Source organism: Pseudoduganella sp. OTU4001, assembly GCF_038440195.1.
Classification (GTDB): domain Bacteria; phylum Pseudomonadota; class Gammaproteobacteria; order Burkholderiales; family Burkholderiaceae_D; genus Rugamonas.
Genome location: NZ_JASATG010000052.1, coordinates 1 through 18,169 on the forward strand (window position 1 = coordinate 1; position 18,169 = coordinate 18,169).

The following is an 18,169-nucleotide window of genomic DNA, read 5'->3' on the forward strand; positions in this document are numbered from 1 at the left end:
GCGCGGGGGCGCCCCGGGGCGGGCCCGCGCCGGCGCTGCCGAGCTCTACCAGCGCGACGGCCTGCTGGTGGCGCTGTGGGGCCAGCCGCGCCTGGACGACCCGGCGCTGGCGGCGCAAGCCGCGGCCCAGGGCGTGGCGGCCACCGTCGCCACCCTGTGGGCCCAGGGCCCGCAGCGCACCTGCGCCCAGCTGCACGGCTGCTTCACCCTGGCCATCCTTGATGAACGCAGCGGCGAAGCGCTGCTGGCCACCGACCGCATGGGCGTGCAGCCGCTGAGCTGGCAGCTGGCCGGCGAAAGCCTGGTGTTCGCCAGTTCGGCCGACGCCCTGCGCCAGCACCCGCTGACGCCGGCCGTGCTGGACCACCAGGGTGTGTACAACTACGTGTATTTCCACATGATCCCGGCGCCGGGCACCGTGTACCAGGGCCAGCAGCGGCTGCTGCCCGGCCACTACCTGCACTACCGCCAGGGCCGCGTCGAGCAGCACGCCTACTGGCGCATGCATTTCGACGAAGACGGCCAGCGCTCGTTCGGCGAGCTCAAGGAAGAATTCCTGGCCGTGCTGCGCCACAGCGTGCAGGAAGCGGCCGGCGGCCGCAAGGTGGGCGCCTTCCTGTCCGGCGGCACTGACAGCTCCACCATTGCCGGCATGCTGACCCAGGTCGGCGGCGTGGCGGCCGACACCTATTCGATCGGCTTCGAAGCGCAGGGCTACGACGAAATGGAATACGCGCGCATCGCCTCGCGCCATTTCGGCACCAAACACCACGAGTACTATGTGACGCCGGACGATGTGGCCACTGCCATCCCGCAGGTGGCGGCCGCGTTCGACCAGCCCTTCGGCAACGCCTCGGCGGTGCCGGCCTACTACTGCGCGCGCATGGCGCAATCCGACGGCATCGAGCGCATGTTCGGCGGCGACGGCGGCGATGAGCTGTTCGGCGGCAACGAACGCTACGCCAAGCAGCAAGTGTTCGAGCTGTACGAACGGGTGCCGCGCCTGCTGCGCAAGGGTTTGCTGGAACCGGCCGTGTTCCACTTCCCGGGCGGCGCCCAGGTGCGCCTGCTGCGCAAGGCGCGCAGCTATATCGAACAGGCCTCGGTCGGCATGCCGGCGCGCCTGGAAACCTACAACTTGCTGGGGCGCTACGGCCCGCAGCAAGTGTTTACCGACGAGTTCCTGGCGGCGGCCGACATCGGCCACCCGATCGCCACCCTGGAGCGCAATTACGGCCGCAGCGAAGCGCGTTCCCTGATCAACCGCATGCTGGCGCTGGACTTGCAGATCACCCTGGCTGACAATGATTTGCCGAAGGTCATGAAAGCGTGCGAACTGGCCGGGGTCGAAGTGGCGTTCCCCTTCCTGAGCGACCGCATGGTGGCGTTTTCGGCCGGCCTGACGCCGCAGCAGAAGCTGAACGGCACCCAGCTGCGCTGGTTCTTCAAGGAAGCGCTGCGCGGCTTCCTGCCGGACGCCATCATCAGCAAGCAGAAGCATGGCTTTGGCCTGCCGTTCGGTGTCTGGCTGCAGGAGCACCGCACGCTGCAGCAGCTGGCCGCCGACAGCTTGAGCGACTTGAAGCAGCGCGGCGTGGTGCGCGGCGACTTCATCGAGCAGCTGGTTGGCCAGCACCTGAAAGAACACGCGGGCTACCACGGCACCATGGTCTGGGTGCTGATGATGTTGGAGCAGTGGTTCCGCCAGCACCGCACCGTCTGACCACTAAAACTAGAGGGATACTATGGCACATCGTGTAAGCCGGCTGGCGCTGGCCGCCACCCTGGCCGCCAGCGCGCTGCTGGCAGGCTGCAAATCCGACACTCCGGAAAGCCTGCTGGCCGAGGCCAAGCAACTGCAGCAGAAGGGCGACCGCAAGGGCGCCCAGATCCAGCTGAAAAACGCGCTGGCCATGGCGCCCGACAATGGCGAAGCGCGCCTGCAGCTGGCGCGCCTGGCGCTGCAGCTGAGCGACCCGGTCTCGGCCGAAAAGGAAGCGCGCCGCGCGGTCGAGCTCAAGTACAAGCCGCAGGAGAGCGAGCTGGTGCTGGCCGAAGCGCTGCTGCGCATGGGCCAGTTCCAGAAGGTGCTCGACGAGAGCGAAGGCTTCCAGGGCAGCGCCGCCATGATGGCGCTGCGCGGCGAAGCCATGATCGGCTTGCGCAAGCTGGAAGAGGCCAAGAAGGAATTCCAGGGCGCGCTGCAGGCCGAGCCCAATAGCGCCGATGCGCTGACCGGCATGGCGCGCCTGGCCGCCATCGGCAACGACCTGGACGGCGCGCGCGCGCTGGCCGACGAGGCGATCGCCAAGGATGGCAGCAATATCGCGGCTCTGAACTTCAAGGGCGAACTGCTGCGCGCCCAGCAAAAGCCGGAGGAGGCGCGCGCCGCCTTCGCCGAAGTGATCAAGCTGGACCCGACCAATAGCAGCGCCAACCTGGAAAGCGCCTACCTCGACATCGTGGCGGGCAAATATGACACGGCGCAGGCCGCCATCAACGCGGCCAAAAAGTCGGCGCCGCGCGGCCTGGCCACCCTGTACACCCAGGCCCTGCTCGATTATTCGCGCGGCAAATACACGGCCGCACGCGACACCCTGCAAGGGCTGGCCAAGCTGGCGCCCGAACACGGCCCCGGCAAGCTGCTGTCGGGCGCGGTGGACTTCCAGCTCGGCAATATGAAGCAGGCCGAAGCCAAGCTGCGCAGCGTGCTGGAAAGCCAGCCCGGCCATCCGTTTGCGCGCAAGCTGCTGGCCGCGACCCTGCTGCGCGGCAACAACCCGGCCGAAGCGCTGCAAGTCCTGGCGCCGGTGCTGAAGGAAAAGACCAGCGACGCCGGCCTGCTGGAACTGGCGGCCCAGGCCAATCTGATGCTGCGCGAGCCGGGCCCGGCGGTCGGCCTGCTGGAACAGGCCATTGCGCTCAACCCGAAGCGCGCCGCCACCTATAGCGCACTGGGCGGCGCGCGCCTGGCGCAGGGCGAGCGCGAGAAGGGCCTGGCCATGCTGGAGAAGGCGCTCGAAGTGGAGCCCGATTCGCTGGCGGCGGCCCTGGTGCTGGCGCGGGCCCGCCTGGCCACCGGCAGCCCGGACCAGGCGCTGGCCGTGCTGGCCAAGCAGGACGCCAAGCATGGCAAGGAGCCTGAGCTGCACATCCTGCGCGGCCATGTGCTGCTGGCCAAGCGCGACAATGCGGCAGCGCGTGCGGCGTTCGCCAAGGCGGTCGAACTGGCGCCGGCCACCTACGGCGTGGTGGTCAACCTGGCGCAGCTGGAACTGGTGGAAAACAAGCCCGAGGCGGCGCGTGCCCACCTGCTGAAGCTGCTGGACAAGGACAAGGGCAATGTGGCCGCCATGACGGCGCTGGCCCAGCTCGGCCTGCGCGCCGGCAAGCCTGAAGAAGCGGAGCAGTGGCTGCAGAAAGCGGTCGCGGTCGATGGCGCCGCGCTGGCGCCATCGCTGCGCCTGGCTGGCCACTACCTGCAGACGCGCCAGGCGCCCAAGGCGGTCGAGGTGCTGCGCAAGGCGCAGGTCGCGCATCCGTCGGAGCCGGTGGCGCTGGAACTGATGGGCCGCGCCCAAATGATGAGTTCGGATGTCGACGGCGCCTATGAAACCTTCAGCAAGCTGGCGGCGGCCGCGCCCAAGGCGGCGCAGCCGCAGCTGTACCTGGCCGGCGTCCACCTGCAAAAAAAGGATGGCGCGGCGGCCCAGGCCAATGTGAAAAAAGCGCTGGCGCTGGAACCGGGCTATGTGCCGGCCCACCTGATGCAGGCCGACCTGGCCGTGCTGCAGGGCAAACCGGACGAGGCCCTGGCGATTGCGCGCGCACTGCAGAAATCCCAGCCCAAGCAGGTGGCCGGCTTCCTGCTGGAAGGCGAGCTGTTGCTGCGCTCCGGCAAACCGGCGCCGGCGGTCGCGCCGCTGCAGCAAGCGTTTACCCTGAGCCAGCGCCCGGAACTGCTGTTCAAGCTGACCGGCGCCCTGCGCGCCGCCAACCGGGCCGGCGAAGCCGACGCCCAGATTGCCAGCTGGCGCCAGGCGCACCCGAACGAACCGCTGGGCTTGCTCTACGCGGCCGAGCAGAGTATCGCAGCCAAGCAATACAAGGCCGCCATCGGCCAGCTGGAAAGCGTGCTGGCCAAGCTGCCGGACAATGTGGCGGCGCTGAACAACCTGGCCTGGACCTACCAGCAGGAAAAAGACAAGCGCGCCCTGGCCACGGCGGAAAAAGCCTACAAGCTGGCGGGCGACAACCCGTCGATCCTGGACACCCTGGGCTGGATCCTGCTGGAGCAGGACCAGCCGGCGCGCGCCGTGCCGCTGCTGCGCAAGGCCAGCGAACTGGCGCCCAAGGCGGGCGACATCCGCTACCACTACGCCGCCTCGCTGCATAAGCAGGGCGACAAGGCGCAGGCGCGCAAGGAAGTCCAGGCGGCGCTGGCAAATGCCCCGTTCAGCCATGAGGAGGCGGCGCGCGCGCTGCTGCGCCAGCTCGAGTAATTACCTTGCAAGCGTTGCAAAAATGCCCAGAACGATGCATAAAATATATTTCCGGTATATTATCTGTATTGCAATAATGGAAGGGGATTTCAATGCAAGGCAAGCGAGTAGTGGCAGTGGCGCTGGCAGCGGTGGTGGCCGCCGGGTTGCCGGCCTGTTCCTGGCGCAACAGCCCTGAGCAGTTACTGGCCGATGCGCGCCAGTATGTGGCCAAGGGCGATTTTGCGGCGGCCCTGATCCAGCTGAAAAATGCGGCGCAGCAGCGCCCCGACGATGCCGCACTGCGGCGCGAACTGGCCCAGGTCCACCTGCGCCTGGGCGATGGCGCGTCGGCCGAAAAGGAATTGCGGCGCGCCCAGGCGCTGCGCGACGACCCGGCCTTGCTGCCGCTGCTGGGCCGCGCCCTGCTGCTGCAGAATAAATTCAAGGATGTGCTGGCGCTGGGCAAGGCCGACAGCCGCGATGCCGACCTGCTGGCGGTGCGCGGCGAAGCCCTGCTGGCGCAGCGCAAGCTGGATGAAGCGCAGCAGGTCCTCAGCACGGCGCTGCAGCTGCAGCCCGGCAACAACGACGCCCTGTACGGCATGGCGCGCCACGCGCTGGCCAAACGCGACACGGCCGGCGCCGGCCACTACCTCGACCAGGCCATCGGCGGCAACGCCGGCGACGTGCGCTCGCTGCTGCTGCGCGGCGACGTGGCGCGCCTGATGGAAAAGCCGGAGGCCGCGCGGCGCGACTACGACAAGGTGGTGGCGCTGGACCCGGGCAGCGGCGCCGGCCATCTGCAGCGCGCCATCCTGAATATCGGGGAAAACAAGTTTGCCGCCGCGCGCGCCGACCTGGAAGCGCTGCACAAGGCGGCGCCCGGCAACCTGCTGTACTACCATGTGCTGGCGCAATGGCACTTCAAGCAGAACCAGTTCCCCGAGGCGCGCGAAGCGGTACTGCAATTACTGAAAGACGTGCCCGAGCATACGCCGAGCCTGCTGCTGGCCGGCGCGGTGCAAACCATGCTGGGCGATTTCCCGCAGGCCGAACAGCATTTGCTGAAGTACCGCAGCCAGGTGCCGCAGGACCGGGTGGCGCGCAAGCTGCTGGCCACGGTGTATGTGGAAAGCGGGCGGCCGCGCGACGGCCTGTCCGTGCTGGGCCCGGTGTGGCGCGACAGCCAGGACATCGGCGAAGTGCGGGTCGCCTGCCGTGCGCTGGGCGACAGCGGCGACCATGCGGCGGCGGCCGACTGCTACCAGCAGCAGGCGCTCAAGCTGGAACCGGACGCCTTTACGCTGCACCAGGCGCTGGGCATCGAGCGCATGCGCCAGGGCGACACCAAGGCCGGCCTGGCGGCGCTGCGCAAGGCCGCCGAACTGGCGCCGGGCGTGCCGGCCCCGCATGTGGTGCTGGCCATGACGGAATTGCGCACCGGTCACCCGGAGCAGGCGCGCAGCGTGATGGATGGCTTGCTGAAGCGCCACCCGGAGCGCTCCGAGCTGCACAATATGTCGGGCTACCTGTATTCGGCCGGCGAACAGTGGGAGCCGGCGCGCCAGGCCTATGCCAGGGCGGCGGCGCTGAAGGCCGACTTCTTTGCCCCGGTCAGCAACCTGGCGCGGCTGGACCTGCGCGAGGGCAAGACCGATGCGGCGCGCGCCCGCTACCAGCAATTCCTGGCGAAAAACCCCGGCAATGTGGCGCCGCTGCTGGCGCTGGCCGACCTGGACCTGGCGGCGCGCCAGCCGGCCGCCGCGTTCAAGTGGCTGGAACAGGCCAGCGCGGCGGCGCCGCGCAACCTCGATATCGCGCTGCGCACGCTGGAGCTGGAGCTGGAGCTGCAGCCGGCGGCGGCCTTGCTGCGCGCCCGCAAGCTGTACACCCTGCACGCCAGCGAGCCGCGCGTGGTCAAGCTGCTGGGCGACGCGCAAGTGAAAAACAAGGACGCCGGCGCGGCGCTGGAAAGCTATGCCAAGCTGGTGGCGCTGCAGCCGAAGTCGGCCGAAGCCTGGCTGTTGCAGGCCCAGGCCCAGGATTTGCTGAAGCAGCCGGGGCCGGCGGCCGAATCGCTGCACGCGGCGCTGGCGCTGGAACCGGCCAACCGGCGCGCCGTGGCGGCGCTGATCGCGCTGGAGATGGGCAATGGCAAGCTGCAGCGCGCGCTGGAGGCGGCGCGCCGCCTGCAGCAGCAAAAGCAGGGCGATGCTGAACTGGACGGCATCCTGATGGAAGGCGAAATCCTGCTGGTGGCGCAGCGTCCGGAACAGGCCGCCGCCGCCTTCGACAAGGCGCTCGGCAAGGGCGGCGGCGGGGCGGTGGCGATGCGCGCGGCGCTGGCCCAGCAGCGCGCCGGCCGCCTCGACGAAGCGCTGCGCCGCATGCAGAAATGGAATGCCGGCCACCCCGACGATGCCGCGACGGCAACATATTTGGGTGAACTATATATTGCCGATAAAAAATACCAATTGGCAATTGCTGAGTTTGAACAGATACTCAAGAAGAAGGCCGGCAATCCCATTTTGCTGAACAACTTAGCCTGGGCCTACTACAAGGCAGGCGATAGCCGTGCATTAGCCACGGCAGAACACGCGTATCAAGCGGCCTCCAAAGATCCGGTGGTGCTCGACACCTTCGGCTGGCTGCTGGTGGAGCAGGGACAAGTGCCGCGTGGCTTGGAAATTTTGAAACAGGCGGCAACCGTACAGCCTGACTCAACAGAGATTCGGTATCATTTAGCGGCTGCACTGGCGCGGGCGAACCAAAAGTCCGCCGCGCGCAAAGAGTTGGAACACTTGCTGGCGAGCAACAAGGCCTTTCCCCAGGCCGATGATGCACGCAAGCTGTTGCAACAGCTCTAGGCAGACGCTATTGCACGGATGAATGACCGGTAGCTAGATTACGGAAGGAACGTGGCGATGGCACCAATATTGGAACGGGCAGAAGCCCAATATGCAGGCACGGCGCACGAGGAACCGGCACGCTTCAGAAGCGAGCTGGCCGTCAGTGAGCCCGAGCCTGGCGACAATATCAGGGATGAAACCATCGATATGAAGACTTACGGCATCCGGCTGGCCGACACTGATGAAGGGCGCAACAGTGCCAGCGTGCTTATCCAAAAAATGTATGCCTGGCGTGGTTATTTGACCGCCTCACGGGTCGAAGCGCACCCGAACCGCATCACGCTGGCCGCCTCACACCAGAACGGTATTTATGGCACGGTGACCCTGGGCATCGATTCCGAGCTGGGCATCCTGGCCGATGAAGTGTTCAAGGACCAGATCGACCCCTTGCGCCAGCAGGGCGCCAAGGTGTGCGAAATCACCAAGCTGGCAGTCGATACCGGCGTGCGCTCGCAGATGGCGCTGGCGGCGCTGTTCCACACCCTGTTCATTTACGGCTACCACATCCACCGCTGCACCCACGCCTTCATCGAAGTCAACCCGCGCCACCGCCGCTACTACGAACATATGCTGGGCTTCCAGCGCATGTCGAGCGTGCGCGAAAACCCGCGCGTCAAGGCGCCGGCCTGCCTGCTGTCGATCCGGCTGGACGATATGGCGGAACATATCCGCCGCCACGGCGGCACCAGCGACCACCCGCAGGCGGGGCGCTCGCTGTACCCCTATTTCTTCTCGGCGCGCGAGGAAGAGGGCATCATCAACCGCCTCAAAACCAGCTGAGCTAATCGAGGTTGTAGCGGCCCGGCGCCAGCACCCGGCCCGGGTCGAGGCTGTGCTTCAGTTCCCGCACCGCCTGCCAGAACGGGTCGGCAGCGCTGGTCACTTGCGCCATCATGTCGGCGCGCGCCCGGTACACTTCCAGCTTTTCCTTGTGCAGCACGCGGTGCAGGATGCCGCTGAGGTCATGGGCCTGCTGCACCTGCTGCGGCGCGCTGCGGTCGAACAGCACATTGATCACCGCCACCAGCGAGGTGGCGCTTTCGATATTGATCGTGATGTAGAGCGGCAAACCCTTGCGTTTGGCCCAGCGCTCCATGCGCCGCATCACGCGCGCCACCGTGGCGCCGTCCATCGGCAGGGCCGGGTTGATGAACAGCAGGCCGCAGTTCGTCTGGTCCAGTTCGCTGGCCGCGCGGCCGCTGGCGCCGAACTTCCAGAGCAGGTTGTCGACCGCGGCGTCGGTCGGCTGGCCCAGGGCCAGCACGTGCAGCGGGCGGATGGCGGCGATGGCGGCGGCCAGCGCGCGCGCCGGCGGCAGCATGCGCAGCGCATGCAGCACGCGGTAGGCCAGGTCCAGGCGCTGGTGGGTGATCACGCGCACCCGCGCCAGGTGGCCGATGCGCTGGCGCACTTCGGCCAGCGCGGCGCGCAGTCCGGCGCCGCTGCCGGTCAGCGCGCCCAGGCTGGTCCATTCGCCCTGGGTCGCCATGGCCAGCGCGCGCCCGCTTTCGCGCGCGGCGGCGTCCGGCGCCAGGCCGCACTCCTGCTGCAGGTAGGTGTGGATGCCGTATTCCAGGCTGGCCTGGCTGCGCGCGCGGTTGGCGATATGGGTCACGCTGTCCATGATGCCCTCGCGCTTGAGGGCCGCCAGCACATCGATGAATTCGTCCAGCCGGCCGGCCTCGCGCAGCGCCAGCGACACGGCGACCGCCTTGGGGCGGCGCGGCAGCAGGCGGAAGCAGGCGCTGGTGACAATGCCGAGGTTGCTCTGGAAAAACAGGCCGTCCAGCATCGGGCCCAGGCCATACGGGTGGGTGTGCGCCAGCGGCGACGCCTCGCCCAGGCGGCGGAAACCGGTATAAATCACGTCGCCCTTGCCGGTCACCACTTCCAGCCCGAACACGTCTTCCTTGCGCGCGCCGAAGTAGCCGACGCCGCGGTCCAGCGCATTGCCGAGGATGCTGGTGGCGCGCGCCGAGCCGGTGACATTGAAGGTCAGTTCCGGCGCGTGCTGCTGCAAATGCTCGTACAGGTCCTGCTGGGTGACGCCCGGCTCGATCAGCGCCACCGGGTTGGCGGCGCTGATCGCGCCGGCGTTGAGGATGCGCCGCATGCGGCTCAGGTCGAGCAGGATATCGGTGTCGCGCGGCGGCGAGCGGCCGCCATAGCCATAGTTCAGGCCAGTGGACACGACATAGATGGTCAGTCCGCGCCGGTTGGCGCGCCGCACGATATTGCGCACCTGGCGCGTCGAGCGCGGATACAGGACGCAGCCGGCGGCGCGGGCGACGCCGGTCAGGTTGCTGGTTTCAGCCTGGAGAGCGGGACGCATATAAATGGCAAAAGCCCCCGGCTGCGTCAGCAGCCAGGGGCGGGGTCAGGACCAGCGCGTCAAGCTCAGGCTTGACGGCGGCGGCGGGCAGCCAGGGCAGCCAGGCCGACGCCCAGCAGCAGCAGCGAGCCCGGTTCCGGTACCTGGGTCACGGTCGAGTTCGAAGCCTGGTCGATACCGATACTGTAGGTGTGGCCAGCGTACAGGGTGCGCGAATCGGAGAAGATGGTGCCGAAGCTGTCGAACACGGCGTTCTCCGAACCCTTGGTCGAGACCAGGCTGCTGTTCAGCTCGTCCGGCGACCAGGTCAGGGTGGTGGTGCAACCGGTAGGCAGGGCGGCGCAGTTGGCGGTGGTGTCGCGCAGGGTCAGGCTCCAGGTCACGCCGGCCGTGGCGACGCCGGTGGTGCCGGCCGGCAGCAGCGGATCGACGAACACGCGTACGAAGGTGTCGTAGGTCAGGGCCAGGGCCAGGTTGACGTTGGCCAGCACCTGGAAGTCGGCGCGGGCCGACACGCCGTTGTGGATGGTGGCGTTGGCGCCGCCTTGGGTGCCGCCGGTATTGATCGAGGCGTCGGCACGGGTCAGGCCGCTGGCGCCGCCGGCCAGGGCGTTACCAGTATTGTTCATGTCGCCCAGCGCGAAATCGCCGACATTGGTCATGAAGTTGGCGGCGGTGTTGTTTTCCGCCGAACCGCCGTAAATGCCGTTGATGCCGCCGCAGCTGGGGCCGGCGCAGCGGTATTTGACGTCCACAGCCGCCGAGCCCGCATTCGGGAACAGCTTGTTGTCGGTCAGCGAGCCAGCGCCGAGGCCGCTACCTTCGATGCCGTTGAAGTTCGAGTTGGCGGTGCCGGTGCGGCTGTCGCTCAGCAGGGTGATCTGCAGGGCGGCTGGATTGAACTGGTGGGTCGTGCCATCGACCACCAGCAGCTGCGAAATCGACAGGTCGGCCATGCCGGCCACGCCTGCGAAGGCTGGGGCGGCGCCCAGGGCGGAGATCGCGGCAGCGACCAGTAAGTGCTTAATTTTCATCGTTCCACTCCAGTGTTTTTATTCAAGATTGGGTCAGGATGCATGGTTACTAAGCAACTGGCGTGCCAGCTTTCGAAATTCCCGCAAAATCAATGACTTAGCATTATTGATTTATTCCGTGATAACAAACCTGTAAAGATTTTCGACAGGTACTGGCGATCGGCTAGCCGCCGGGCCAGCGGCAGGAGGCGCGCGCGCCGGCCTGGAACGGGTGGCTCGGCTTGCCATATAGCTGGGCGATGCGGCGCACATAGGCGCGCGTTTCGGCAAACGGCGGCACGCCGCCGTATTGCGCCACCGCCTGCTCGCCGGCATTGTAGGCCGCGGTCGCCAGCGTCACATCGCCCTCAAAGCGCGCCAGCAGCCAGCGCAGGTAGGCCAGGCCGCCGCGCAGGTTCTGTTCGGCATTGAACACGTCCTGCACGCAAAAACGCTGCGCCGTGGCCGGGATCAGCTGCATCAGGCCGCGCGCATTTTTGGGCGAGACGGCATCCTGGTTGAAGCCCGATTCCACGGCGATCACGGCCAGCGCCAGCGCCGGTTCCACGCTGTACTGCGGCGCCAGCTGTTCAATCAGGCTGCGTAGCCGGCGCGGTACCGCGCCATAGTCCGGCGCGGCGCTGTCGCCCTCCAGTTGCAAGGCCGGTTCCGGCGCCATGCAGGCGGGCAGGCTGGCGCCCGGCGCGGCCGGCAACAGCTGCAGCATGCGCGCACCGGCCGCATGGCCCTGTTCCGAGGCCAGGGCAAACAGGCGCCAGGCGGCGCCATCGTCGCGCGCCACGCCGCGTCCGTTGGCATACATCCAACCCAGGGCGTATTGCGAGTCGGCCGCGCCAAGACGGGCGGCGCGGCAGTACAGCGCGGCGGCCTGGCCCATGTCCTGGACCACGCCTTCGCCGTGCTCCAGGCGCTGGGCCTGGTCGAACAGGGTGGCGGCATTCTGCGCGCCGGCCGGCTGCGCCAGCAGGCTGGCCGCCAGGGCAGCAAGGAAGCGCATGCTGGTCCCGAGCGTTGCGTTGACCCGGCCATTGTAGCGGGGCAAGGCTGGCAGTTGCTGCCGTTATGCGCCCGATTGCTGCGGGTTTTTCGGCGTCAAAAATGCCTTGTGGAACAGGTGGCGCGCCAGCCTGAGCGGCGGCATGCGCAGCCAGTTGCCGCGCACGTACAGCAGGAAGTCGGCCAGCTTCGCCAGTGCGCGGCGGCAGCTTGGATGGCGCGGCATCAGCGCGCGCGTGAACAGGCCATCCATCACGGCCAGCAGCAGCGGGTTGGGGCCGGCGGCGGCCATGGCGGCCCGGGTGGCCGGCGGCACCGGCGTGCCGAACAGGGCGACGCTGTAGCGCAAGCCATAGAACATGAAGCGTTGCAGTTCCAGCTGGCGCGCGCGCGCCGGCAGGGCTTCCCAGAAACCAGGCTCGTGCGCGCCGAAATGCGTCAGCAGGCGGTGCAGGTCCCACAGGTCGCGCAAGCCCTTGTCGAATTCGCCGTCCGCGAACAGGTGGGTGGCGCTGTGCAGCACCATGTCGGCCGGCGCCAGGATGGCGGCGCCGGGCGGCTCGGCCAGCGGGCGCGCGGCCGCGCGCAGCAGGCGCGGATCGGGGCGCTGGGCGGCGGTGCGCGGCAGGATGGTGTGGTGCACGTCGATGCTGGTCTGGCGCCGCACATGGGTCATCGGCGGCAGCTCGTGCATCCATTCCCGGTAGTAGCGCTGGTCGTAGGGGTCGAGCTTGGCGCCCGACCAGCCATGCAGCATCAGCGCGGCCTCCACCTCGGGCAGGCTGTCCTCCGGCACCAGCACGTCGATGTCGGCGAACAGGCGGCCGGCGGCGGGCGGCAGGCCGGCCGCCGCGTAGGCGCCGCCTTTGAGCAGCAGCAGCGGCAGGCCGAGCCCGCCCAGTTCCTTGCCGATCAGGCGGATTTCCCAGTAGGCTGCTTGCGCATGGCGGCGCGCCTGGACGGCGGCCCAGGCCAATTGCTCGCGCGCTTGCGGCAGCGCGTGCGCCAGCTGCCCGTGCTGCTCGAGCCAGTAGTGCAGGGTGGCGCTGAGGAGGCTGGACTCGGCCTGGCGCAGCAGCGTGTCCCATGCCGCGGGCGACAGGCTGGCCGCTTGCTGCGGGGTGCGCAGGATGTGCAGCAGCAGGGGCAATTCAGCAGGCGGCATCGAGGCGGGCGAAAGTGTCCAGGGCTTCATCCAGCGCACTATAGCGGAAGCGGAAGCCGGCGGTGGCGTCGATCAGGCGGCCCAGCGCATCAAAGCCGGCCGCCCCCAGCACGCTGTAATTGAAGCTGTTGGTCGCCAGCTCCATGAAGGTGCTGGCGCGCGCCAGCGGCTCCAGCACCGTGCGGGCGCCGGCCGCGTATTGCGGAAACACAATCCAGGCCGGGGTGGCCGTTTCGTCGCTGCGCCGCACGGCGTCGCCCGGCACGCGCATATGCGCCACCGTGCCCTTGGTGGTGTCATGCACCGGGGTGCTGAACACGGCCTCCGGCACATAGTCGCGGATGAGGTCGATCGACGCATTTTTCAGGCTGATCGGGCGCGGATTGGGCACCAGCAAGCCGCTGTCAAGTTCCAGCATGGTCAGTTCGTCCGACAGCAAGCGCCAGCCGCCGCGCCCCGCCAGGGCGGCGGTCAGCGTGCTCTTGCCCGAACCGGGCGGGGCCGGCAGGATGAGGGCGCGGCCCTGGCGCTCCAGCACGGCCGCGTGCACGATCAGGTAGCGGTGGGCGCGGGTCGAGATGCACCAGTTCATGCCGCCTTCCAGCATGGGGTAGGCGTGCAGCGCCGGCATCGGCTGGAACATTTCCACCCCATAGCTGCACAGGCGCACTTGCGGCCGCAGCCAGCGGCGCGGCGAACGCGGCCGCACCAGCTGCAGGTGGAATTCGGCAAAGTCGTCGTCGTCCAGCAGCGGGTAGTCGCCGTAGTTCTGGCCGATGGCGGCCGTGACATGGGGCAGGTCGGCTTGCAGGCGCATGGCGAATCGGCCGGTGCGCAGGCGCAGCCCGGCGCCGGCCAGACGCGCATGCAGCGCATCGGGCGTGAGCGAGGCCACGGTCAGCATGTTTCGATCAGGTAGAGGTTGCCCAGGCTGGCGAGGGTGTCCTGCAGGTCGGGGTCGGCCCAGTCCTCGGCCGTCAGGGTGCCGTCGCGCAGGGCGTGCAGCAAGTCGAGCAGGGTGTCGTCCACCAGGTGGGTGGCACCCGAGACGTCGTTATACAGCACGCTTTGGCTATCCCAGGTGCGGCAGCGCAGGGACTGGCCCGGCACGATACGCCACTGTAGCGCCATCACACCCAGGTGCTGGTCAAATACACTTTGACCTGGTCGGCATCCCACGGCTTGGCGCCGGCCGTCGGCGTATAGGTGTAAGGGTATTTGTTCAGGGCGTTCCACATCGCCACCAGCGTTTCCGGCTTCGGCACCGGCGAGCGGCCCGACAGGAAGTTAAGGTAGGCGGCCACAAAATGCTTGCCGAGCTGCTGCGGGTCGAACGAGGGGCCGCTGTTCAGCACGGTGCGCAGCGAGGTGGTGTCCTGGCCCAGGGTGCCGGCATACGTCGAGCTGCAATTGCTGAACCATTGCTTGAACATGGTGTTGTCCGGGTTGACTGGCCAGATCAGCTTGTTGTTCGCCTTGTTCAGATTGGATTTCCAGCCGCCCGGCGACCTGCCGAGGCAGGTGGTGTTGCGGGGATTGTGCGAACCGAACTCGATCGACTGGAAGCCCGAGGGCGTGGTGCATGCGACGCCGCCGGCCAGGCCTGGCTGGCTATGCAAGGTCAGCAGGACACCGGAGGCAGCGGCGCCGGCACGGGTGAAGCGGCGGCGCGCCGCCCCTTTCGCATCGAGTTGCTCGCCAGGTTGTTGTTGGTTGACCACTTGTCGTCCTTGCGAAGTTGGAAGGGCAGCTGGCCGCCCACATATTTAATGAACAAGCAAGTATCGTTCCCGACACTCGCTTCCATCATGAAACATATTTAAAATCAGCCAGTTAGCTAGTCCCAGGCCAGGGTGCGCGCACCCTACCCAGCAATGATATCTTGAACTGTAAGAATTCTCGACACTTACTGGAAACTAGTGAATACCGTGGGAATAACTAGCTTTCCGGTAGTAACTTGCTTGCGTCAGAAGAAGCTTTCCGGAATCACCAGGATGTCGCCGGGACGCATCGGCACATTGGCGGAAATATCGCCATCCTTGATCAGGTCGTTCAGGCGCACGGTGAATTGCTGCTGCTTGCCATCGACGGTGCGGATGATGCTGGCCTTGTTGCCGGCGGCAAACTCGGTGACGCCGCCCACGGCAATCATCACGTCCAGGATCGACATATCGCGGCGGTAAGGCAGCGACTGCGGCTTGGCGGCCTGGCCGATCACGCGGATCTGCTCGCCATAGGTGCCGGTAAACCCGGTCACGATGACGGTGACCACCGGTTGCTGGATGAACTTGCCCAGCGCTTTTTCAATATCGCGCGCCAGTTCGGTCGAGGTCTTGCCGCTGGCGGGCAAGTCTTCCACCAGCGGGGTGGTGATCTTGCCGTCCGGGCGCACCGGCACCGAGAGCGACACTTCCGGGTTGCGCCAGACGATGATGTTGACGCTGTCGCCCGGGCCGATCAGGTAATCGGTCTGCGGGATGGCGCCGGCATCGGCCGGGGCGCCGCTCCGCGTGGCGGCGCAGCCGCCCAAGCCCAGTGCGCCGAGCACAACAGCAGAAGTGGCCAGCAGTCGGATAAGCTTGGATTGCATATTCACATTATTCTCCTTGTTTGCTTTTTAGCATTGTCTGTTATACCACGATGCTTGCTTTTTTGCCTTGCTTTATTTCTGTCCGCTACCTTGCTGCAACAGTTCGTGCACGTGGCGCACCGGAATCGCATAACTGATGCCGCTGGGGTCGGTGATCGCGCTTTCCTTGGTGCCCTTGAGCAGGGTCATATTGATGACCGCCAACACGCTGCCGTTTTCCGGATCATACACGGGGCTGCCGCTATTGGCCGGGTAAGCTGTGCCGTCCAGCTGGTACAGGATGAACGGGGCGCCGCGCTGCAGGGCCGCCACCGCGCGCGGGTTCAGGCCGCGCGAGGTCGGGGTCGGCAGGATGGCCGGGGTTTGCGCCGACAGCATGGCGCGGTGGGTGACCGGGTTCATACCCAGCTGGATGCCGAGCGGATAGCCGGTGAACGCCAGGTCGCGTCCTTCCTCTACCAGCTCGCTGCCGGCCAGGGCCAGCGGCGGCAGCGGCGCGCCCTGCAGGCGCAGGTGCACCAGGTCGTGCGCACGGTCGATCGCCACCACGGTGGCGCTGCGGAATTCCAGCTTGTCGCCCTTGCCGGTGACGATGCCCAGAGTTTCCATGCGCTCGGTATCGAGGGTGGTCACGGCGTGCGCATTGCTGATCACGGACAGCCCGTCGCCCACCACGAAGCCGGTGGCATGGAACACGATGGCCGGACTCCTGGTCGGGTGCTGGGTGCCGATGCCGACGATGCTGGGCTTGACGGCGGCGATGGTGCGCGGCAGCGGGGCCGCCACGCCGGCGCCGGCCAGGCAGGCGGCCAGGAAGAGTGAAATCAGCTTGAACATAGACGCTCCGCAGGGCAGAAGTTGCGTGATGGAAATGTTAAATTCTATTCGTCAGCAGTGCGCAACAGCCATAAATTAATAGTAACAGCCAGCGCGTTCTGCTGTATGATAGTGATTAGATGTTATTTAGGCAATATTAGAAACAGGCATTGCAGGAGTTCACCTGCCTAACAAGGGATAAGGATCGAGATGGCAGAATTAATGTCCTTGCTGTTGAGCTTTCTGAAAGCAATCGGGAAGTACCGCTGGTATGCCGTGGCCATCACCTGGTTGGTGGCGGTAATTGGCTGGATCGTGGTGTACCGCATGCCGAGCGACTACCAGGCCTCGGCCCGCGTCTACGTCGATACCCAAAGCATCCTGAAGCCGCTGATGTCGGGCATGACCACCACGCCGAACGTGGAACAGCAGGTCATGTTCATGCGCCGCACCCTGATCAGCCGTCCCAATGTCGAGCGCGTACTGCGCATGGTGGACCTGGACATCAAGGCCAAGGACACCAAGGAGCACGAGCGCCAGGTCGACGAGCTGATGAGCGCCATCAAGATCACCGGCACCGAGCGCGACGACATTTACACCATCGCCTACAACAACGAGAATCCCAAGCTGGGCAAGGACGTGGTGCAGTCGCTGCTGACCATCTTTGTCGAGGGTTCGTTTGGCGGCAAGAAGCAGGATTCGGAGAAGGCGGTCCAGTTCATCGACGACCAGATCAAGATGTACGAGGAGCGCCTGGCGGCCGGCGAAAACGCCCTGAAGGACTTCAAGATCCGCCACCTGGGCATGCTGCCGCGCCAGGGCAGCGATTATTCGTCCAACCTGGGCGACCTGTCCGACAAACTGAACCAGGCGCGCCTGGAATTGCTGGAAGCGGAGCAGGCGCGCAATGCCATCAAGCGCCAGATCGCCGGCGAAGACATGGCGCCGGTGGCCGAGCAGCAAAACATCAGCAACCCGGAAATCGACGGCCGTATCTCGGCGCTGGAAAAGCAGCTCGATGCGCTGCGCATGCAATACACCGAGGAGCATCCGGACATCGTGGCGGCCAAGCGCCTGATCGCCTCGCTCCAGCAGCGCAAGAAGGAAGAAGCCAAGAAACTGGCGCGCAGCAGCGACCCGGGCCTGAGCTACAGCCCGATGCTGCAGCAAATGAACGTGGCGCTGTCGGTGGAGGAAGCGCGCGTGGCCTCGCTCAAGGCGCGCGTCGGCGAGTACGCCACCCGCCTGGAGCGCCTGCGCTCGCAAAGCACGCAGGCGCCGGAGGTGGAAGCGCAGCTGGCCCAGCTCAACCGCGATTACACCATCAACAAGGAAAACTATGAGAAGCTGGTGCAGCGCCGCGAAGCGGCCAAGCTGTCCGGCGACCTGAGCTCGGCCACCGACATGATGAGCTTCCGCGTGATCGATCCGCCGATCGTACCGCAAAGCCCGATCGGCCCGAACCGTCCGCGCTTGTATTCGGTCGTGTTCGCGATCGCCATGCTGGCCGGCCTGGGCGTGGCGTTCCTGATGAGCCAGATCCGTCCGACCTTCCTCACCCAGCACAGCCTGCGTGAAGTGACCGGCATGCCGATACTGGGCAGTATCGGCATGAACTGGACCGAGCAGCAGAAGTCTTCGCGCCGCCGCCGCTTGTACGCCTTCGGCCTGGCGGTCGCCTCGCTGTTTACTGCGTTCGGCGGGGTCATCACCGTTACCATGCTGCGCGCTGGCTGAGCGGCGCGGCACTCAGGGAGTCCACCACGTGAGCATTATCGAAAAAGCCGCCAACCGCCTCGGACAAGAGGCCAGCACTCCGGCGCCGGCGCCCGCTGCCGCGCCG

14 protein-coding genes are annotated in these 18,169 nt (G+C 66.7%); 5 read left to right on the forward strand and 9 right to left on the reverse strand.

Annotation, left to right across the window (positions count from 1 at the left end; all coding sequences use genetic code 11):
* The 4 genes from AAHE99_RS25620 to AAHE99_RS25635 all read left to right on the forward strand — a co-directional run.
* Positions 1-1,723: asparagine synthetase B family protein (locus AAHE99_RS25620; RefSeq protein WP_342120735.1), on the forward strand; the 1,723-nt coding region annotated here is incomplete at its 5' end.
* A gap of 22 nt (positions 1,724-1,745) precedes the next feature.
* Entirely contained in the window at positions 1,746-4,502 is a 2,757-nt protein-coding gene (gene prsT / locus AAHE99_RS25625) for an XrtA/PEP-CTERM system TPR-repeat protein PrsT (protein ID WP_342120737.1), read from the forward strand.
* A 92-nt stretch (positions 4,503-4,594) separates the two neighbouring features.
* Positions 4,595-7,351, forward strand: a complete 2,757-nt coding sequence (gene prsT, locus AAHE99_RS25630) for an XrtA/PEP-CTERM system TPR-repeat protein PrsT (RefSeq protein ID WP_342120738.1) — start codon at positions 4,595-4,597, stop codon at positions 7,349-7,351.
* A gap of 57 nt (positions 7,352-7,408) precedes the next feature.
* Complete coding sequence (locus AAHE99_RS25635; protein WP_342120740.1) at positions 7,409-8,173, forward strand: N-acyl amino acid synthase FeeM domain-containing protein; 765 nt, start codon at positions 7,409-7,411, stop codon at positions 8,171-8,173.
* 1 nt (position 8,174) lies between these two features.
* Here the strand turns inward: AAHE99_RS25635 and AAHE99_RS25640 are convergent, their stop codons facing one another.
* The 9 genes from AAHE99_RS25640 to AAHE99_RS25680 all read right to left on the reverse strand — a co-directional run bounded on the left by AAHE99_RS25640 (position 8,175) and on the right by AAHE99_RS25680 (position 16,347).
* On the reverse strand, positions 8,175-9,725 hold the full coding sequence (locus tag AAHE99_RS25640) for an FAD-binding oxidoreductase (RefSeq protein ID WP_342120741.1): 1,551 nt from the start codon (positions 9,723-9,725) through the stop codon (positions 8,175-8,177).
* Between the two features lie 65 nt (positions 9,726-9,790).
* Positions 9,791-10,759 (reverse strand): EDSAP-1 family PEP-CTERM protein, encoded by a 969-nt coding sequence (locus tag AAHE99_RS25645; RefSeq protein ID WP_342120742.1) that lies wholly within the window; start codon positions 10,757-10,759, stop codon positions 9,791-9,793.
* A gap of 163 nt (positions 10,760-10,922) precedes the next feature.
* Positions 10,923-11,756: a lytic transglycosylase domain-containing protein gene (locus AAHE99_RS25650; RefSeq protein ID WP_342120743.1), complete on the reverse strand. Its 834-nt coding sequence runs from the start codon at positions 11,754-11,756 to the stop codon at positions 10,923-10,925.
* A 63-nt stretch (positions 11,757-11,819) separates the two neighbouring features.
* On the reverse strand, positions 11,820-12,950 hold the full coding sequence (locus AAHE99_RS25655; RefSeq protein WP_342120745.1) for a nucleotidyltransferase family protein: 1,131 nt from the start codon (positions 12,948-12,950) through the stop codon (positions 11,820-11,822).
* Entirely contained in the window at positions 12,907-13,824 is a 918-nt protein-coding gene (locus AAHE99_RS25660; protein WP_342120747.1) for an HprK-related kinase A, read from the reverse strand. The genes AAHE99_RS25655 and AAHE99_RS25660 overlap by 44 nt, the downstream gene beginning before the upstream one ends.
* Positions 13,818-14,051, reverse strand: coding sequence for a hypothetical protein (locus tag AAHE99_RS25665; protein ID WP_342120748.1), 234 nt, complete (start codon positions 14,049-14,051; stop codon positions 13,818-13,820). The genes AAHE99_RS25660 and AAHE99_RS25665 overlap by 7 nt, the downstream gene beginning before the upstream one ends.
* Positions 14,051-14,641, reverse strand: coding sequence for a hypothetical protein (locus AAHE99_RS25670; protein WP_342120749.1), 591 nt, complete (start codon positions 14,639-14,641; stop codon positions 14,051-14,053). The genes AAHE99_RS25665 and AAHE99_RS25670 overlap by 1 nt, the downstream gene beginning before the upstream one ends.
* Before the next feature lie 245 nt (positions 14,642-14,886).
* Positions 14,887-15,510, reverse strand: coding sequence for an XrtA/PEP-CTERM system exopolysaccharide export protein (locus AAHE99_RS25675; RefSeq protein WP_342120750.1), 624 nt, complete (start codon positions 15,508-15,510; stop codon positions 14,887-14,889).
* Positions 15,511-15,582: 72 nt separating this feature from the next.
* On the reverse strand, positions 15,583-16,347 hold the full coding sequence (locus AAHE99_RS25680) for a S1 family peptidase (RefSeq protein WP_342120751.1): 765 nt from the start codon (positions 16,345-16,347) through the stop codon (positions 15,583-15,585).
* A gap of 201 nt (positions 16,348-16,548) precedes the next feature.
* Here AAHE99_RS25680 and AAHE99_RS25685 point away from each other — a divergent pair, with 201 nt between their 5' ends.
* Entirely contained in the window at positions 16,549-18,063 is a 1,515-nt protein-coding gene (locus AAHE99_RS25685) for an XrtA system polysaccharide chain length determinant (RefSeq protein ID WP_342120752.1), read from the forward strand.
* The last annotated feature ends 106 nt before the right edge of the window (positions 18,064-18,169 follow it).